Source organism: Blastomonas aquatica (assembly GCF_014639875.1).
GTDB lineage: Bacteria > Pseudomonadota > Alphaproteobacteria > Sphingomonadales > Sphingomonadaceae > Blastomonas > Blastomonas aquatica.
This window is the reverse complement of record NZ_BMGD01000008.1, coordinates 1-17,765: the sequence shown is the minus strand read 5'-3', so window position 1 is coordinate 17,765 and position 17,765 is coordinate 1. Positions and strand designations below refer to the sequence as shown.

The 17,765-nt window shown below is 54.1% G+C and carries 17 protein-coding genes; 11 read left to right on the top strand and 6 right to left on the bottom strand.

All coding sequences use genetic code 11. The annotated features are described in order from the left end of the window. The first annotated feature begins 315 nt into the window (after positions 1-315). Entirely contained in the window at positions 316-555 is a 240-nt protein-coding gene (locus IEW00_RS16895) for a hypothetical protein (RefSeq protein ID WP_188515606.1), read from the top strand. A gap of 286 nt (positions 556-841) precedes the next feature. On the opposite strand, the gene IEW00_RS16890 is transcribed toward IEW00_RS16895, so the two are convergent. Further along, positions 842-1,747 (bottom strand): phosphoenolpyruvate carboxykinase (ATP), encoded by a 906-nt coding sequence (locus IEW00_RS16890; RefSeq protein ID WP_188515605.1) that lies wholly within the window; start codon positions 1,745-1,747, stop codon positions 842-844. A 439-nt stretch (positions 1,748-2,186) separates the two neighbouring features. Between IEW00_RS16890 and IEW00_RS16885 the strand changes: the two genes are divergently transcribed. Further along, positions 2,187-3,266, top strand: coding sequence for a nucleotidyltransferase family protein (locus IEW00_RS16885; protein WP_188515604.1), 1,080 nt, complete (start codon positions 2,187-2,189; stop codon positions 3,264-3,266). 142 nt (positions 3,267-3,408) lie between these two features. Here IEW00_RS16885 and IEW00_RS16880 read toward each other — a convergent pair whose 3' ends face one another. The 3 genes from IEW00_RS16880 to IEW00_RS16870 form a co-directional block, all read right to left on the bottom strand. Further along, complete coding sequence (locus IEW00_RS16880) at positions 3,409-4,218, bottom strand: class I SAM-dependent methyltransferase (RefSeq protein WP_188515603.1); 810 nt, start codon at positions 4,216-4,218, stop codon at positions 3,409-3,411. A 95-nt stretch (positions 4,219-4,313) separates the two neighbouring features. Next, positions 4,314-5,699, bottom strand: a complete 1,386-nt coding sequence (pgmG, locus tag IEW00_RS16875) for a phosphoglucomutase/phosphomannomutase PgmG (RefSeq protein WP_188515602.1) — start codon at positions 5,697-5,699, stop codon at positions 4,314-4,316. A 208-nt stretch (positions 5,700-5,907) separates the two neighbouring features. Beyond that, entirely contained in the window at positions 5,908-7,209 is a 1,302-nt protein-coding gene (locus IEW00_RS16870; RefSeq protein WP_188515601.1) for a UDP-glucose dehydrogenase family protein, read from the bottom strand. Between the two features lie 340 nt (positions 7,210-7,549). Here IEW00_RS16870 and IEW00_RS16865 point away from each other — a divergent pair, with 340 nt between their 5' ends. The 4 genes from IEW00_RS16865 to IEW00_RS16850 all read left to right on the top strand — a co-directional run bounded on the left by IEW00_RS16865 (position 7,550) and on the right by IEW00_RS16850 (position 11,212). Continuing rightward, a complete protein-coding gene (locus IEW00_RS16865) occupies positions 7,550-8,014 on the top strand; it encodes a PilZ domain-containing protein (RefSeq protein WP_188515600.1) in 465 nt (154 codons plus the stop codon). Between the two features lie 519 nt (positions 8,015-8,533). Next, positions 8,534-9,415: a UTP--glucose-1-phosphate uridylyltransferase GalU gene (gene galU / locus IEW00_RS16860; RefSeq protein ID WP_188515599.1), complete on the top strand. Its 882-nt coding sequence runs from the start codon at positions 8,534-8,536 to the stop codon at positions 9,413-9,415. A gap of 85 nt (positions 9,416-9,500) precedes the next feature. Continuing rightward, positions 9,501-10,292, top strand: a complete 792-nt coding sequence (locus tag IEW00_RS16855) for a hypothetical protein (RefSeq protein ID WP_188515598.1) — start codon at positions 9,501-9,503, stop codon at positions 10,290-10,292. A gap of 59 nt (positions 10,293-10,351) precedes the next feature. Then, positions 10,352-11,212 (top strand): sulfotransferase, encoded by an 861-nt coding sequence (locus IEW00_RS16850; protein ID WP_188515597.1) that lies wholly within the window; start codon positions 10,352-10,354, stop codon positions 11,210-11,212. Positions 11,213-11,284: 72 nt separating this feature from the next. On the opposite strand, the gene IEW00_RS16845 is transcribed toward IEW00_RS16850, so the two are convergent. After that, positions 11,285-11,905 carry a sulfotransferase family 2 domain-containing protein gene (locus IEW00_RS16845; RefSeq protein WP_188515596.1) on the bottom strand — a complete coding sequence of 207 codons (621 nt, stop codon included), beginning with the start codon at positions 11,903-11,905 and terminating at the stop codon, positions 11,285-11,287. 296 nt (positions 11,906-12,201) lie between these two features. Between IEW00_RS16845 and IEW00_RS16840 the strand changes: the two genes are divergently transcribed. The 3 genes from IEW00_RS16840 to IEW00_RS16830 all read left to right on the top strand — a co-directional run bounded on the left by IEW00_RS16840 (position 12,202) and on the right by IEW00_RS16830 (position 15,229). Next, positions 12,202-13,611 carry a hypothetical protein gene (locus tag IEW00_RS16840; RefSeq protein ID WP_188515595.1) on the top strand — a complete coding sequence of 470 codons (1,410 nt, stop codon included), beginning with the start codon at positions 12,202-12,204 and terminating at the stop codon, positions 13,609-13,611. Positions 13,612-13,676: 65 nt separating this feature from the next. Further along, on the top strand, positions 13,677-14,576 hold the full coding sequence (locus IEW00_RS16835; RefSeq protein ID WP_188515594.1) for an exosortase/archaeosortase family protein: 900 nt from the start codon (positions 13,677-13,679) through the stop codon (positions 14,574-14,576). After that, positions 14,555-15,229, top strand: coding sequence for an exosortase C-terminal domain/associated protein EpsI (locus tag IEW00_RS16830; protein ID WP_188515593.1), 675 nt, complete (start codon positions 14,555-14,557; stop codon positions 15,227-15,229). The genes IEW00_RS16835 and IEW00_RS16830 overlap by 22 nt, the downstream gene beginning before the upstream one ends. On the opposite strand, the gene IEW00_RS16825 is transcribed toward IEW00_RS16830, so the two are convergent. Continuing rightward, positions 15,222-15,467: an XrtV sorting system accessory protein gene (locus tag IEW00_RS16825; protein WP_188515592.1), complete on the bottom strand. Its 246-nt coding sequence runs from the start codon at positions 15,465-15,467 to the stop codon at positions 15,222-15,224. The genes IEW00_RS16830 and IEW00_RS16825 overlap by 8 nt on opposite strands. 99 nt (positions 15,468-15,566) lie before the next feature. On the opposite strand from IEW00_RS16825, the gene IEW00_RS16820 reads away from it, so the two are divergent. Both IEW00_RS16820 and IEW00_RS16815 read left to right on the top strand, forming a co-directional pair. Then, positions 15,567-16,214 carry a SurA N-terminal domain-containing protein gene (locus tag IEW00_RS16820; RefSeq protein WP_188515591.1) on the top strand — a complete coding sequence of 216 codons (648 nt, stop codon included), beginning with the start codon at positions 15,567-15,569 and terminating at the stop codon, positions 16,212-16,214. A 30-nt stretch (positions 16,215-16,244) separates the two neighbouring features. Further along, entirely contained in the window at positions 16,245-17,132 is an 888-nt protein-coding gene (locus IEW00_RS16815) for a hypothetical protein (protein WP_188515590.1), read from the top strand. Positions 17,133-17,765: the final 633 nt, after the last annotated feature.

The window sequence follows — 17,765 nt, the reverse complement described above, 5'->3', positions numbered from 1 at the left end:
TTGTTTTGTGCCGAATTCGCTTCCGTATGACCTAATTTTTTTGTAAACTACAATCATTGATGTTCTGATTCGTTGCGGTAGCCGTTACATAAAGTTAATTCCTGCCCCTGAAGGCCGCCAGCGGTTAAGCCGACGCCGGAGTGCGACGCGCTTTGCGTTATGCAAACAGCAGAAAGATTGTTTGCTAACGGGGGCCGGGGGCCAAGGCCGGTCACCACCAGCATGATCAACGCCGAGTTCGGCCAACTAAATACTAGTAGTGCTAGTTACCATCTCTAAATCACCTAACAAATCGTGAAAGTGTTATTTTATTATATGCTGGATAAGATCGGTGGCTGGCGTGACGATCTTTTGAAGATAGCAAATTCCATAAAAAGCGGTATTATTTTAATCAATCTGCCGCACACGCTTGCAACCCACATGTATGAACAGTGTGATGTGGAGGCCAGTTATCACTGCACTTGGACATATACAAATATCGCTAAAGAGGGTGTATTCTTCGATGCACATTTGGAAGTGATCAATACGCATTGCCCCGCGATACACCATCACTGATTATCTGGTCTGTGGACCAAGCCATAGGAATGATGCAGCCATGCAATTTCCGTTGGCATAGCATTTCCTTTGACAAATTTGGTACCACTGGACGGTCAAATAAGCACGAGTATCTTTATTCGATTCTGCATGTACCTTCTATTTCTTGCAAAATAGCAATCAACAACATGTGCTCATATTAAGCATTAAATTGCAGCAAACTGTAAAAAACTACTTAGACGTCATACTGCCTATTTAATAGCGATTAACCTCTTGAGGCTCATTGAATAAGCCGAAAAACTGATATTTACTGATGCATTTCAACAAAATCAGTGACAACATCGTACAATTGAGTGAGCAGAAACCCCGACCTGGGACGAATGACTTTTGCGACGACGGCTTGGGAAGCAATCTGCGTGCAATTCAGGAAATGGCTTCCGCGTAGGTCAAACCCGCTGACCAGCTCAAGCCGGTAGCTATGCTCGACCAGCAGGGGCAGCGCCTCCATTGCCCTTATTGCTTCGATATGTGGGTAATCGCAGTCACCCGCCTCGAGAACGAAAATCCACTTTACTGGAAGCCTAGCTGCGTCATTGACGGCCTCAAATTTGACACTGAATTTGTCTTCGCCCGAACGAAGCCGGGTCAGGTTGCTGTTATCCAGATCAAAATGATCGAGAGATTCCTGCCAAAGCTTTATCCTGGGAATGCCCTGCACGGCATTGGCATTCTGGTCTACAGCGACCACGTCGTCGGCAATTACCGGAAAGCCCCGTCGAATAAATTCGGCGGCAAGGGTTGATTTGCCGGCACCTGAGTGCCCAACGCAAACCATGACGCCATCTCCTATCCTGACCGCGTTACCATGAAGGACGGTGAAGCCCCTTTGCCAAAGTATGGCCCCAATGCATGTGCCCAACAGGAAAAGCTTGATGCCCCCCGGGTCTGCGCCGGGGTAAGGTTGTATGAGCACCTCATGCCCGTCTAGGACTGCATAAACAGCCACGCCTGGTATGTTGAGCCAGAGTGTGCCCGGTCCCACGCTCACCTGCGGATGGAGCGGGTTCAGGGCGCTCAGAACAGTCTTATCAATTGAGCCTGAGCGGATCGACACGTGTGCTGCATGAAGACCAGGTGGGGCACAGCTCTGCAACTCTTCGAGTTCGAACTCGCTTTCAATGGTGAGGTCGTATGCCCGATAGAACCATGACATGCCTGCAACCCCCGTCCATATCTTGACCCAAAGCGCTAGCGCCCGCCCTCGCCGGTCGCAACCATTCATTTACAGATCGCGCCAGCGATTCTGCTTCGCCCCACGGTCGGCACTCGATTCGGGAGAGCAACGCATGCACACTGATCAGATGACGTCATGCGCACTGGAATCGATGCAGGCGGTGGAGGCTGCTATTCGATCGTACAAAGAGCGGGAAACCGAGACGAACGGAATAGGACAATTGTACTGCATGCTCCAGACTGGAAGAGCTTTGCCCCCTATCTAATGGAAAACGCGTATAAAATAACTCTTGCAAATTCAGTTTTGGACTTGAGTGGAGTAATATGTGCTAATTATAGGTTTTTGGATTTCCACAATATGCGTACGCATGTATCGCACAGGACGGCGGGCAATATCACAGTGATCCGGAGCTAAAGTCATGCTTGAACTGGAAGGGAGCTCAATGCCGGATGGTGTGAAGCTGGCAGATGCTGCGGCGCTTGTCCGTCTTCTGAAACACTCGATCGACCCTTCAACCAATGTAGATTCCATTGAAGGAAATTGGGAGCGCCGGGTCCATCTCGCGATGCGATTGAGGATCCTGGGAATACTCACGCCTAGCCTGTCAAGCATAGCAGAGCGGTTTTCGCCCAATTTAAGGGCTGATTGCGCGGAGTGGAACAAGCTAGCGTTGCTCAACAACCTGTCCAACGTCGCACGCTCTGTCCACGCTTGGCGAACCATCGAATCTGCCGGGATCAAAGCGATCCTGTTCAAGGGCCCTGTCCGTTCATTCAAGGTTTACGGGAGATGGGATGCCCGCCCATCGTCTGATGTAGACATCCTCGTGCACCCCAGCGAATACAATTCAGCGCGGGCGGCTTTAATGGACGCAGGCTACTCCACAGTTTCGGTATCCGACAATACGTGGTGGCATAAATACCTCGGTGAATCAGCATTTTATGGACCAGGCCGCAGCCACCCGCTGGTGGATCTGCATAACAAGGTTCAACAACCGGGGACGCCTGCCCCCAGAGAAATAGAGCAATTCTTCGAACAGAGCTCGATCGTTAGTATCGGCGACCGGACAGCTCGGACATTTTCAGAGAACCATGATCTTATGCTTTGCATTATCAACTTTGCAAAAGCCTTGCGCTCCGGGAGCCCCTGGATCATCTATGCCCACGAGCTCATGTGGTGCACAAAGAATTCGAGCACAGAGGACCTGAAAGCCATAGCCGATCTCGCAGCAAAGAACCGGATAGAAAGGCTACTGAGCGTAACGATGACATTATCAAAACAACTATTTGGTCATAACGACATACATCAGACATCTGAACCGGAACGCTACAAAGTGATCGCATCGGCATTTGGCACTGTAGCTCCAAGATTGATGCGCAGAACAAATCTCCTATGGAACTGGACAGACGGCAGCACGACAACTCGGTCTTATAATTTTCTACGCGAACTCCTTACCGCTTATCGGAGTGAGATTGCTTTTCGAAAAAATGCCAAGTAGTTTCGAGAACCCCTACATTAAGACAAGCACTTGAGTTTTACAAAGACTCAATTCGGGTAATCGAAATTTACATTGAATAGCCGTGATTTGGTCAACATGGACCTCAATTCAGGTCAAGCTTTCTTGTATCACTCCAAGCTTATCACTGACGAGTAAAGCCGAGAGAGCTTTTGGCGGTAAAAGATCTCGCGACGGACCCGATACCAGCCGCAGCAAAGGCCTGAAAAATAGCCCTTTCCTTTACCCGCTGATCAATGAACAATATTTCACTACCCAGAAAAGAAAATTTGTCAATGTGCGAGCCGGGTGGCCGCATGCTGTTGAGTAGAGCCTCCATATACATCTCCTTCATCCTGGGATTGCATGTATAAAGCTTTGCACGCGTTATAGCGAATGGAACCAGGCTTTCGCTATGTTCCTGAATACTATCAATTATTGCAACGGATAGATCGGGGTATTGTGCATTCATAAAATCATCAAATACAACAACACAATCATCCGACATGACGTGCATGGCCAGACCGAGGTCCGCTAATAGATGATGCCGCTCATGCCCGCCATCGATATGAAAAAATCGTGCTTTTTTATACTGACTCACAAGGCCTTCAGCCCCGACGGATTCTGACGGTTGGGCGATGATAGCAGCAGAGGATGCAACATCTAGTTTCGCAAGGATGTTATCAACATAAGATTGCTGCCCGGCTATGTCGAAAAGATCAATACCCACAGCGACAGATCCCGATGCTTTTGCATGCAATGCCAAAAGAGAGAATGAGCGCCCATAGAACACTCCAATTTCTACAAGCATGCCTTTTATCGATCTGTCGGCTTGGTTCGATAAGATCCCTGCAAATGCAAAGGCATCGGTAGGATGCATGAAGCCACGGATCCGATATAGCTTGCTCTCGACAAATTTGATTAGATACATTTTTTCCACTTTCTTTAGCGTCATTTGGTATTACCAGCTGACAAAAGCCGAACATTGAACCTGCCCTTAGGAATCAATGTGTTCGAGTGACGTGCATTGCGGTCATCCCCGCGCTCTGCTCAGTGCCCGGCCTGCTCGCCGCGCTTCAGTCCGGAGGCGGCAAGCTGTTCGTCGATCTGCGTAATTAGCCGGTCGAGACCTTCCTGGGTACGCGCCTCAGCGCGCGCGACGAGCACGTCCTGAGTGTTCGATGCGCGCAGCAACCACCAGCCGTCGTCGGTGTTGACGCGTGCACCATCGGTGGCATTTACCGTCGCACCGCTTGCCGAGAGCCGTTCGAGGACCTCGTTGATCACCGTGAACTTGCGGGTCTCGTCGACCTGGAAGCGAATCTCGGGGGTGTTGATCATTGGCGCCATTTCACCGCGCAGCTGGGTGACGGACTTGCCGAGCAGGGTCTGCGCCTCGATCAGCCGGACAGCTGCATAGAGCGCGTCATCAAAGCCGTAATAACGATGCTTGAAGAACACATGGCCGCTCATCTCGCCCGCAAGCGGGGAGCCGGTTTCCTTCATCTTCTGCTTGATCAGACTGTGCCCGGTCTTCCACATCAAAGGCTCGCCGCCGAGTTCGCTCACCCGGTCGAACAAGGCCTGGCTAGCTTTCACATCGGCGATGATCGTGGCACCGGGAACGTCTTTCAGAACCGCTTCGGCGTAAATGCTCAGCAGCTGATCGCCCCAGATCACGCGGCCCTGGCCGTCGATCGCACCGATGCGGTCGCCGTCACCATCGAAAGCCACGCCAAAATCGAGCGACTTTTCGGCGACAAGCTGCTTGAGATCAGCGAGATTCTTCTCTTCGGTAGGATCAGGATGATGATTTGGAAAATTGCCGTCGACTTCGGTAAACAGCGTAAAGTGCTCCCCCGGAAGCAGCTTCACCAGCTTTACCACCGCAGGGCCAGCAGCGCCGTTTCCGCAATCCCAGCCGACGCGGCACCCAGCGCCACCGAAATCCTCGACCAGCCGAGCGACGTAGCGATCGAGGATATCGACCGAATGCGAACTGCCGGTGCCGCTGTCCCAGTCGCCGCTCGCCGCCATCTCACCGAGCTTGCGGATATCCGCGCCGAAGAACGGGCGACCCTGAAAGACCATCTTGAAGCCGTTGTAGTTGGCCGGGTTGTGGCTGCCGGTTATCTGAATGCCGCCATCCGCCTCTTCCAGCACAGCTTCGGCGTAATAGAGCATCGGGGTCGGCCCCATGCCGACGCTGACCGCATCGATACCGCTATCGTTGAGCCCGCGGATCAGTGCGGCCTCGAGCATTGGGGAGCTCACCCGTCCATCATAGCCTGTGGCTACGCACTTTCCTCCCGCGCGCGCGATCAGGGTCGCAAAGCCGCGACCGATAGCATAGGCATCCTTGTCACTCAGCGTTTCGTCGATGATCCCACGGATATCGTATTCGCGAAGGGTGGTGGGGTTAAAATCATGCGTCATACAAGGCGATCCTATAGTTGGCGGTCAGACAGGACACTGGCAAAGGCGAAGGGATCTGCAGCTGGTGCCTGTTCCCACAAAGCTCACTGGTATTGGCTGGCGATGCAAAATGCCGAGCAAAAATAAGCGGCCGATTGTTCGCGTGGTTGAAGCAGGCAGGATCTGGCATTGACGTTTTGTCATCGAGTTAGCTACCCCCCATGACTGCTCAGCGTCCGACGCTGAAATAGTTCATTCCCGCAGCTTTCATCTGTTCGGGCTTGTAGATGTTGCGCAGGTCGACCAGCGTGCTGCCACGCATCGTCCTGAGCACGCGGGTGAGATCAAGCGCGCGGAACACGTCCCATTCGGTGATGATCACCGCGCAATCGGCCTGATCGAGCGCCTGATAGGTATTCTTGGCCATGGTCACACCGGGCATCAGCGCCGCAGCGGCCTCCATGCCTTGCGGATCATAGCCGACCACCTCGGCGCCGGCATCGATCAGCCCCTGCGCGATCACGATCGCGGGCGCATCGCGCATGTCGTCGGTGTTGGGCTTGAAGGTCAGGCCGAGCAGTGCGATCCGCTTGCCCTCGACATCGCCGCCCATCGCCGCGATCACCTTGCGCGCCATCGCGCGCTTGCGCAGGTCGTTGACGCGGACCACCGCCTCGACGATCTGCAGCGGGGCCTCATGGTCCTGTGCGGTCTTCATCAGCGCGAGCGTATCCTTGGGGAAGCAGCTGCCGCCATAGCCGGGGCCTGCGTGGAGGAACTTCGACCCGATCCGGCCATCGAGCCCGATTCCGCGCGAGACGTCCTGGATGTTGGCATCGACCTTCTCGCACAGATCGGCCATCTCGTTGATGAAGGTGATCTTGGTCGCGAGGAATGCGTTGGCGGCGTATTTGATCACCTCGGATGTCCGCCGCGAGGTGAACAGGATCGGCGATTCGTTGAGATAAAGCGGCTGGTAGATCTCGCGCATATAGTCGCGCGCCCAATCGACCTCGGTTCCCACAACGATACGGTCAGGGCGCTTGAAGTCGCCGATCGCGGCACCCTCGCGCAGGAACTCGGGATTGGAGACCACCTCGAACTGCGCATCGGGCGCGATCTGGCGGATGATCTTCTCGACCTCGTCGCCGGTACCCACGGGCACGGTCGACTTGGTGACGATCACGCAGCGCTTGGCGATCGATTCGCCAATCTCGCGCGCGGCATCGCGGACATAGCTGAGGTCCGCAAAGCCATCGCCACGCCGCGAGGGGGTGCCCACCGCGATGAAGATCGCATCGGCATCGGCGACGCTGCTGGGAAGGTCGGTCGAGAACGACAGGTGCCCGGCACGGACATTCTTGGCGACCAGAGATTCGAGGCCGGGCTCGAAGATCGGCATGATGCCTGCCAGCAGCGACTCGATCTTGGCGGGATCCTTGTCGACGCACACCACGTCATGGCCGAAATCGGCAAAGCAGGCGCCCGATACCAGGCCGACATAGCCCGAACCAATCATTGCAATCTTCATACGAGTAAGCGCTCCCGACGACCCATGACACTGTCAAGCAGGCACGCGGGAACAGTGGGGCCGCTTCGTTAGCGCCGCCCCCTTATCAAACTACCCGCCCGTCTCCCGTGGATTTCATTTATCTTTATCGCATTTATGTGAAATTACTATTGCGTTGATGCCAGACGCAGTTTCAATATCGGACGGTGGCTAGGAGCTCTGGTTAACGCCCTCGTTGCCATCTGGCCCTACCTCACTGGGGCCGTGGCTGCCAAACCGAAAATAGGTAAATCTTTGTTAATCCGTAGGTCATAATCTGAAGGCAGACCAGGGTCACAGAGCCTGCTTTGGAGGCTAGCACATGCCGAAATTACAAAACCAGTCAGCCAACGACCTTGCGAGATATCAGCGATTGAGTCACCGCCACCGGCTGACGCTGACGTTGTCAGGACGCGATAGCCAACAGGATACCATAGAGTTCGTCGTCGAAAATCTTTCGGATGGAGGCTTCTCATTCCAATCTGACCGTTCGCTTGAGGTTGGAACAGTATTTGTGGTTGAACTGCCGGCCACGGCTCCTGTTGAGGCGGAAGTGGTGTGGGCTGACAGTCAACGCCATGGCTGTCGCTTTCACGAGAAACTGACGTCTGCGCAGCTGGCCGCCGCGCGCCTCAAGGCCGAGCCAGCAATACCCGTTCCGGCGTTTGTCGATTCTATCGATACAAGCGAAGCGAAATACCCAAAGCAAATCCGGACAATCATCCTTGCGGCCTGCGCAGTAGTACCCTGGGCAGTAGCCTATGCACTTTTTATAAATCGTCCGTGATGCAACTACAACCCAGTGACAATCGATCTTTGGGTCGATAATCAGTCGTATCAGAAAACGAGGCATTCATCATTGCGTCGGCCAGTAGTGCGTGACTATATAATCTGCAATATCTCGAGCCAAACCTGGCGATCAGCGCCGTTTGTCCGAGTCTGGCAGATGAAACAGCTCAAGTTGTGCCGCTCGCCAGCCAGCGTGGCTCGAGCAGCCATCGCATCAGCACAGTATATGGACGTTCGAGCCGGACGCCTCTGGATCATTTCTCATCTGACTGTTCACTCAGGCAGGTTCTGGACAACACGTCCAACCGTCAGCCAGCCATTGGAACGCCCCCATTGCGCCCAACTCAGGCTTGAAATGCCCACTTTTCCGCGGCGCTGTGATTGACGCTCTCGGCGATGCAATAGGAATATAGTCCTTGTCGCAACTTTCTGTTGTCATAAACCTAAAGCATTCTGCATTTCTCATCTGCGCATTGTTCGAACGAGTCACCCTTGCGACAACGAAAAGGTCCGACACATGAAGCCTGTACGAAAAGCAGTTTTTCCGGTTGCGGGATTAGGCACTCGTTTCCTGCCCGCGACAAAGGTTATCCCGAAAGAACTTCTGCCCATTGTTGATCGGCCACTCATTCAATATGCGGTCGATGAAGCCCGCGAGGCAGGCATTGAGGAGATGATCTTCATCACGGGACGAGGCAAAACCGCCATCGTAGACCATTTTGACATCGCCTACGAGCTCGAGGCGACGATGCGTGAACGAGGCAAGGATCTGTCAATCCTCGATTCGGCCCGGTTCACGCCTGGGAACATCCTTGCGGTGCGCCAGCAGGTCCCCCTTGGACTGGGCCATGCGATCTGGTGTGCCCGATCGATCATAGGCGACGAACCGTTCGCAATCCTGTTGCCAGACGAATTGATGGTTGGTGAGCAATCTTGCATGAAGCAGATGGTTGATGCCTATGAGCAGGTCGGCGGAAACCTGATCAGTGTTCTTGAAGTCAAGCCTGAGGACGTATCCAGCTATGGCGTCATCTCCCCTGGAGAGATTAGTGGCAACCTCACTGAAGTGCGCGGCCTCGTGGAAAAACCTCCCGTCGATCAAGCCCCTTCCAACAAGATCATTTCAGGAAGATACATCCTTCAGCCGGAGATCATGCAGATCCTGGAACATCAAGGTAAGGGTGCGGGCGGTGAAATCCAGCTGACCGACGCAATGGCCAAGCTGATTGGAACGCAGCCCTTCAATGCCGTGACATTTGACGGTAAACGTTATGATTGCGGGAGCAAACTTGGCTTCGTCGAAGCAACCCTCGCATTGGCACTGCTGCGGGTTGACATGAGAGCGGATGTACGTGCTATTCTGGACCGACTTTCGGAAGAAACCCAACGACTGGACTGAGGTGAGCAGTCAAAAAGATGGGGATGCCTTTTAACTAGGGTACTATATCCGAACCAATTGCTTCGCTGGCTCACCGGACCGTTAGATGTTGGAGCCTGAAGTGGCATTTACAATCTCGCGTGAAGACCGCTGGCGCATCAAGCGCGAATTGAAAGCTTATTTCCGGTCTATCTTCTCTCGTGCCCCAAAATCGCGCAGAATTCTGATATTCGCTCAGGGGCGTACAGGAAGTACGCTACTGGAATCTTTGCTGGAATCGACCGGGTATTTTCACGGCAAGGGTGAGGTTCTGGGTGCACCCAACGAAAAGGTCCGTTTCCCAATAGCCTACATCAAAGGAATCGCCCGCAAATTTGCCGACGAGAATGTCGTTTGCCATGTCAAGATTTACCAACTCGATCATGACAGGATCGAACAAGGTGCGCGTCCAGTTGACCCGAGGCAATTTCTAAAGGCTATGTATGACGACGGTTGGCAAATTATCGCGCTTCGTAGAACGAGCAAGTTCGACCATTATATTTCTGGCTGTCTGGCCAGGGCCCGAGGAGCCTATCACAAACGGGATGACCGGCCGGAAAACACTTGCCTCATAATCGACCGGGCAGAACTTGAGCGTGGCATTCGCAATAGAAGCGCCCTTGACGTCAAGGAAGCTGAAGCGCTGGCCAGCATCCCACACAAAGCAATCGAATATGAAAGAGATCTTGCAACTCCGGAGCTCCAATCGGCTACCATTGCAAATCTCCTGCAATCACTCGACCTCGAGCAGAGGCCCGCGAAAACGCAGCTCAAAAAAATTGCTGATCGAAGTGCCGTAGAATTTATTGGGAACTATGCAGAGGCCCGCGAATGGGCCCGCAGCGTCGATGGGGCATGATCATTTGGTCACTTGGCTGAATTGCTTTGCAGGGAATCTACCAAAAATTGGAGCTAAACATGACCGGAACATTAACGAAACTTCGGGAACGTGGTCCCAGAGCTCTCTCGTCGACGATCCAGTCGTTCATCAGGCGGCCACGCCGCACTGGTAACGTTCTGATGCTTCATAATGGACGCAGTGGGAGCACTTTGCTCGGAGACATGATGGATCAACATCAGGACGTTTTTTGGGATGGTGAGACGCAGGAGAAAAAGCTCCATCAGATTGAAAAGAAAAGTGAGTATGGCTTTGCAGATCTCTATGGGGCGTTCGACCTTGATGAGGGCATACGCGAATTGCAAAATCGCATGAAGCGCCGCGCTAGCGGTCGAATTTTCGGCACCGAAATGCAGGATTATCATGCAGAAATAATGAAAACTGATATTGAAGAGTACATTACGCGACTTAGACATTTGGGATTTGATCGGTTTATCTTTCTTGAACGAAATTATCTCCGAAAATTAGTTTCTCATCTTATCGCAACGCAGCGTCAAAAGTTTCACATTCAATCAAAAGAACACGTTGCTGCTCATAAAATCCGAATAAATCCGGCAAGAATTTACGTTGGCCATCGTCACACAACATTGCTCGACGCGTTTTACCAATATCGTGACTTCTTCGCTAAGGCCCATGATGCAGTTGAGAACTGCAAAATTCTCAGGCTTAGCTACGAACAAGATATCCAGCGCAATCCAGTAGTGGCTGCGCAAAGGACCTGCCAGTTTCTTGAAATTGATGAGCATTTACCTCAGATCAATTTTGGAAAAACTACTGATTCTCCCCTTTCAGAAATAGTTGATAATTACGAAGAGGTCATCGAATGCGTACTGAAAAGTGAGTTTTCTCAGGAAGCGCAAGACCTATTGCGAAATGAATAATGTTAGTTACCATCTATACTTTAGGCGCATACACTTTCTACTGTTCACAGTGTAGCTCGGAGGCAAAGATATTTATCGGTCTTTTTTTTCGATATTTTTGATCATTTTAAAATCGTCTGCGTATATTTTATGCAAAATTGATAATGAATCTTGAGAAATGGTAATATCGACAGGAGTTGAGCTATTGTTTTTCTGCTTGAACGGGGCAGCATGCTCTGCGCCCACGATACTCACCATTGCCTCATAAAGATAATCCATCTTAATGGCGTGAGTGTAATTTATTCTCTTCAAGTGAGATCTTTGACTCCAAGTATGTGGATCTACTTTTAAACGACAGAATGTGATGAACGTTTCAAAATCGATCTCATCGACCCCAAGATTGCTTGTAATAGATCGCATTATATCTTGATTTTGTTTTTTTTCCAAAATCTTATTTCTGTATAGACTCATGATTCTTTCAATAGGGTCTCTATACACGAAGATTGTTGCATCATGATGAGCGCCCTTTCGATCGGGAAAAGCTTTGGATACCTCGCGGATATCTGCGCCATTCTCAAATCCCAGCGCTATTTTGAAGGTTTTGCACGCATTTTTTCTAATGTACGCGTAAGATATAAGCTTACCGCCCAATTCAAAAGATAAGTGTGTTTTCCCATTGCTTAGAGAAAGCCTGTTGTCGAATCTATGCACCATGAAAGTGGCCCTATTCCGCTGACATTACTCGTAATTTTAAAAATTTACTGTTGATTTATTTCAAAGAGTACACTTTGCTTGTGACAATGGCATGAACGAAGATTGGCAATCTTTGTGCTGGTTCCCCACAGTCTCTCGCAAGTGCCAGGCTGCCTGGCGCAACCTAAGCAGCGATATGTCGATTCGGCAATCGCTCGCTTATGGCTATGGGTAGCGTCATACTATAGCCCACGAATGCAGATGACTCTCCGGCAAATGGAAGCTAGGTTGCAATCAGCAGAAGAAGGATTGTGCTCATGCGTGTTTTGATGCTCGAGTTCAACGAACTGTCGCCGCGGCTTATGGATCGCTTTATTAGCGCAGGACACCTTCCCAATTTTGAGCGCCTGCGCGCCACGTCGATGTGCTGCGTTACGGATGCCGAAGAGACACCGCCCAATCTAGAACCCTGGATTCAATGGGTTACGGTCCACACCGGGATGCCGTTCAGCGAGCACAAGTGCTTCCATCTCAATGACGGGGGGGCACTTCACGCAAGGCGTATCTGGGATGATTTGGGCGCAGTCGGTGGCAAGAGCTGGGTTTGCGGCAGCATGAACGCCGGGTTCGACAAATCTGTTTTCCGCGGCCATTTTCTTCCCGATCCTTGGGCGACAGGCGTTCCTGATTCGCCTGACAGCTATTTCCGTCCGTTCACCGATGTTGTGCGAACGTTTGTCCAGGAACACAGTGGACGCCCACAGGTCTCGGCCCTGGCCATGGCTAGGTTCGGAAAATTCATGATCGCCAACGGACTGAACATGGACACGATCCGCGCAACGATCGCTCAGCTTGTAGGTGAAAGGCGCAATCCTACCAAGTGGCGCAGAGCGCTCATCCTCGATCGGCTTCAATGGGACCTGTTTTGCGGTGTCTATCGCAGGGAGCGTCCGCAGTTTGCGAGTTTCTTCATAAACTCCACTGCCCATTTTCAGCATTTCCACTGGCGCGAGATGGAACCGGAACTCTTCAAGATCCCGCCGCGTGAGCAGGATCGCGATACCTTCCGCGACACAATCCTTGAAGGCTACCGTAACATGGACCGGATTGTCGGCCAGGCTCTGGCGCTGGCCGGCCCCGACACTGCGGTCATGCTGTGCACAGCGCTCAGCCAGCAGCCAATGCTGACATATGAAGATGATCACGGACGCCAGATTTTCCGCCATCGCGATATCCGCCAGTTGCTCGATTTTGCCGGCATCGACGAAGAATGCGAGTACGCACCTGTCATGTCGCAGGAGTTTCTTCTCCACTGCCGCACCGAGGCTGAAGCTATGTCTGTCGCCGCCAAGCTGGAGGGTCTGACACTGGATGACGGCCAGCAGGTCATGTGGGCCGCGCCGATCGGCCTGAAGGTCGATGCAGGCTGCAAGCTCAGCAGCGATCCGGGGCCAAGCCTTGTGCGCAACCGGTCAAGCAACACGCTCTTGCCATTTTCGGAGCTGTTCTACCCGCTGGACGCGCTGCGGAGCGGAATGCACAGTCCCGATGGCCTGTTCTGGGTAAAGGCACCAGGCGTGCGCCCTTCCCAGCTGGAATCGCCGGTGTCTCTGCAACGTGTCCACCCCACTATCACTCACCTTCTCGGTCTGACCGTCGCCCCGGATAGACCCGCATCGCTGATTTCAGCAGACGAAGTAGCGTTGCGTGAGGCCGCTGTTGCCTGAGCGGGTAAAAGACAAGATGTCGACCCAGTCGAGATCGTGTCGCGTATCCCAAAGGCAATGATCGCTTGATTTCACTCGGTCCGACATCCAGCTCAGGTTCGCATCCCCGCTGGACGATCCCTGAAGGTTGGATCGCAAGTGCAGGTCTGGTGGTGCTGCTGCTGCCAGCTGCCGCGGCACTGGCCCGTCAGACATGGCGAAGCGAGGCGGGCTCGCTTTCTCCGCTGATTCTGCTGTTCGGCTTATGGACCGTGTGGCGCATGGCACGCGACAGCAGGGTACAGAGCCGTTCCGGCACGCCTGCGGTCTGGGCGGCCATACTGGCCTTGTCCCTGCCTCTCTATCTCGTGGCGATCATGATCGACAGCATTACGGTGATCGCGTTGATGGCGTGGGTGATCTCAGTGACCGTCCTGTATGCCATGGCTGGCTGGGCCATGGTGCGAGCATGTCGGATACCGCTGATCTTTCTAGCCCTGGTCGTACCGCTGCCATATGCCCTGTCGGCATATCTTAACGCACTGTTGCGCGGCTGGCTGTCGCAATGGTCAGTCGAGATTTCGAGATGGATCGGCATAGATGCAGCGCTGGAGGAAGGGAACATTGTGGTGAACCAGTATCTGCTTAGCGTCGAGGCGGCATGTGCCGGCGTGAATTCAACGATCAGTCTTGTTGCGATAGGATTTCTGTTTGCCTTTTGGGTATACCGTTCGCACCTCAAAGGGATTGTCCTCATTTCAGCGCTAGCCATACCTATAGCGCTGGTCGCAAACCTCCTCAGGGTCCTGTGCCTGATAGCGCTTGTCGATCTGTCTGGCCCGGCACCGCTTGGGGGCCTTATCCATCCGTTGTCGGGCATCCTGAGCTTTATAATCGCGCTTGCCATGCTGGTGGGTGTAGCTCGCGGCATCGAGCTTGTTGTGCTCCAAAGAGCGAATCCGGCTTGCCGACCCGCCGTGAACTGATCCTCGCCGGGATTCTGGCTGCAGGCGGAGCCGCAGGCTTGGCGCTGGGCCCTGTCGGCGCGGGCAGGCGCAATAGTGCAAATGGCCCCAAGATTGCCGGCCAATTGCCAAAGCAAGTGGCGGGATGGGCCGGTCAGACAACTGTAGATGCGATCCTTCCGCCCGATGACGGGTTGACCGACCAGACCTATGGAGAGGTTGTCATCCGCCGGTTCGTTGACGGACGCTCACCGCCAATTACTCTGGTCATCGCTCAGGACGCTGTACAGGGCTTTGCATCGCAGCTTCATCGCCCCGAAACATGCTATCCGGCATCAGGATTTAGCATCAAGCGGCAGGAGAGCTATGAACTACAGGCTGGCGGAAGAAACATCCCTGCCGGCTTCCTGGAGGCAGAGCGTGGCAGCCGTCGCGATGCAGTGCTCTACTGGACCCGGCTGGGCGACAGCTTTCCCCAGGATATCTGGCAGCAGCGGGCTGCCATCATAAAGGGTGCGCTGACCGGCTTCAGCACGAGGGGAATTCTGGTCCGTTTGTCACAAAGGGCAGCCGATGCATCGCGAGACAGAGGGCAGCTGGCGGATTTTGCAGCCGAGCTGCTCGAGTATTCGTCACCAGAGCTCGACGCGATATTGCTTGGAACGGCTAGCTAAAGTCATCAATCGGTCGAAGAACGAGCAGGTAGTATATGACCGCAGCCAGCAGAATCCCAGACGCAGCAAATCCTTCGCCTTCATTGCCAAGCCAGTTGGCCAGAGCGCAGGCGGCGACCGGAGGGAGATAAGCAATTATGGGATCCGGGCGGATTGTGAGTATGAGGGAACGATGCAGATAGGTCAGCGCGATGGCGCCGAAGACAGCAACGCTCAGCCAGTCAAACGCCGTTTCCATACGACCGCGATGGACGGACTGCGCCGTCATGGCAAGCAGCTTCGACGATGGGTAGCACCCTGTGCCGGGCTGCTTGCGATGGCATGTAACAGCGAAACAATGAGCAAACAGGCTGTCGCTGCGATCGACGGGGTCGAGATAACACAGCGCGAGCTCGAACAGGAACTGCGTGTTCAGGGCATGGCATCGGGCGAGGTCAGTCAATCATCGGCCAACGCCGTCCTCGACTCGCTCATTAACCGGAAGATACTTGCTGCCGAAGCCCGTACCCTCGGGCTGCAGGCTGACGGCGAGTATCATTTCGCCCGGCGCAGGGCAGATGAGCAGCTGCTTGCAGAAGCCCTCGACAGGAGCCTTCGCAGGAACCTACCCTCGCCTGATGCGCAGGCAGTCGTTCGGCGCCTTGAACAACAGCCGTGGCGCTATGCCCGCAGGGCGATGATCGTGATCGAGCAGGTCGACCTGCCAGATGCCAGCCCTGTCACACTGGATAGCGCCGAAATTGGCCAGACAGAGGCCCTTGCGCTGGAAGCCACATCGGCTGGTGGGCAGGTTTCTCTCGGCGGCCGAAATTGGCGGCTTGTGCAGCGCACGCCGTACAGCCTTCAACCTGGCATTCAGGCGGCGCTTGCAACTCGCGATATACAAGCCGAGTTGACCCGACAGAAAAGTGAGAGCATCATAAGGACTTACCGGGAAAAAGGGCGCGTACGCTACAGGTACGGCTTCGGACCGGGCGCAAGTTAAGGCCATGGTGTACCTTGCTTGCATCTAGGAGTGAAGATGCTGGCAGATGGCATAACAGAAGTCCCCGACACAGAAGTTCGCTACAGCGTTCACCGGATTTCATGGTTTGCAACAGCCTGGGGCCTGCTCGTGATCGCTGTCCTGGTCTGGCAATCCTATAGCTATACGGGCGTATTTGCATGGCTGGCTGAGTGGCAGTTTCGTCGCTTTGACCGCATGTTTCCGGTAGTGACCATCTTTCTTCTGACTTTGCTTCTCATTCTACCTGCACTGCTTCTGATCGGCTGGCGCCTGCGCGAGCGACGACGGCTCTATGGCCGGGCAAATCTCGGATTACTGACAAGGCGAGGTACTTTTCTCGGCAAGTGGCTCGCAATCCTGTCCGGGCTGTTTTTCATTGTATCTGTCGGTCTGGCACTGTTCGGACTATCGGTATCTTCCGGCGATGACCAGCCAGTGCGCAGTTTCTCACTGACAAATCCCGCCCCTGCCGCCGGGCGCGAGGTTCAGGCTCGAGCATGGGTGCGGACCGACCGTATAGGCTATTATCGAGAACGGCTGATATTCACAGAGCGTGACCTTTACGTGGCTCCTTTGACGGTTGGTGAGAACCCGTCGGATATCCAGGTCTTTATCCAGGTATCGCCGACGAAGGATGCCGTTGCGGCGAAGCGCAGAGTCATCAAGGGGTTTTTACGCGAAGCCGCCATTCCTGGTGCGCTCGAACGCCTATACCAGGATGCCGGCTATCGCATCAAGCGGCCGACATATCTCGTCTTCCAGGCAGGGACGTCTGCACGCTGGCCGTTCCTGAGCGCTGCAGCAGACCTTGCATTGATTGCGCTGCTACTGGGTCTGGGTGCATTGCTGACCCGCCGCCACGTTCGAATGCTGGGCAGCACACCCGACCAAAAGTAGCGGGGGTGTGGACGCCTCCAACAGCCTGTTATCCTATGGGTAACGTTTGGGTCGATCAATAACCGCAGCGCAAGGCATTGGCGTCCCTTCATGGTTTCATGGTTTTGTCCACGCTGGGCGAGCCGGAGCTTGGTCGTGGTTTATCCGCCCTCCTAGAGACGAGCGGCGCATCAACTTGAAGCGGGCTTCGTATCCCATTGCCCACCTTCGCAGATCGTTCATGCCCGAGCTCCCTCTCGGGGCATCGCCCCGAGATCAGTTTTCACGCTTCACTGCTGGCAAACAAGGACGGCCCTGGCTCATATTTGGAACAACGCCGGCGGAAACGTTGCGTGAATGTCGGAAAGTCGCCAACTTCGTCGGCCGCGGCGGTAAAGGCGGCAGATGCCTGTACGCCACTCCCCGAGATCGTCACCGGGATTGCGCAGGCCTGTAACTGGCGAATGACGCCGCACGAGCGCCGGTGTATCACCCGGATCTGCTCGGCCAGCCCCGCGCGTACGGTCAGTTATGAGTTGGTGGCCTCACCCAGGCCCGGAATTTGTGCTGCGCGCGCAGTTGTTCTTAGGAAACAGTCCTGGGCGGGGCCCGCCTGTGCGCGGTAGAAACGGGTTGTGGTATGGTTTCGGGAGG